1 pseudogene is annotated in these 392 nt (G+C 33.9%); it reads right to left on the bottom strand.

From position 1 onward, the window contains the following. A pseudogene (locus DZ60_RS25395) lies at positions 1–392 on the bottom strand (type IV secretion protein Rhs); the annotation flags it as partial.

The raw sequence follows: 392 nt of genomic DNA, 5'->3' as shown, positions 1-392 counted from the left end.
TTGGGTAAATTAAGATGATTATAGGTGATAGGAGCAAAACTTGTAATTCTTTTATTCTTATCTATAATCATATTACCATTAAGGTCATATTCATAATCATCGCCATCTTTATTAACATCATCAAATCCTTCAGCACTCGTAGTGCTATCAGTAACACTTAGTAGTTGGTTACCATTATATGTATAACTTAGATTATCCATCACACCAAAACTTGTGGCATTGGCATCAGTCGCTCCATTTCTTACTAGGCTCAAAATATTACCCATTTTGTCATAAGTAACTGTCGACAAACCATATTTATCAGTATCATCACTCACTGCTGAGGTTAATCTGTTCAAGTCATCATAACCATAGGCATAGTATCGCAAGGTGTTGTCATTTCTAGTTTTCCA

Source organism: Aquimarina pacifica, assembly GCF_000520955.1.
GTDB lineage: Bacteria > Bacteroidota > Bacteroidia > Flavobacteriales > Flavobacteriaceae > Aquimarina > Aquimarina pacifica.
The sequence above is the reverse complement of the archived record's forward strand: the minus strand, read 5'-3'. Positions and strand labels throughout refer to the sequence as shown.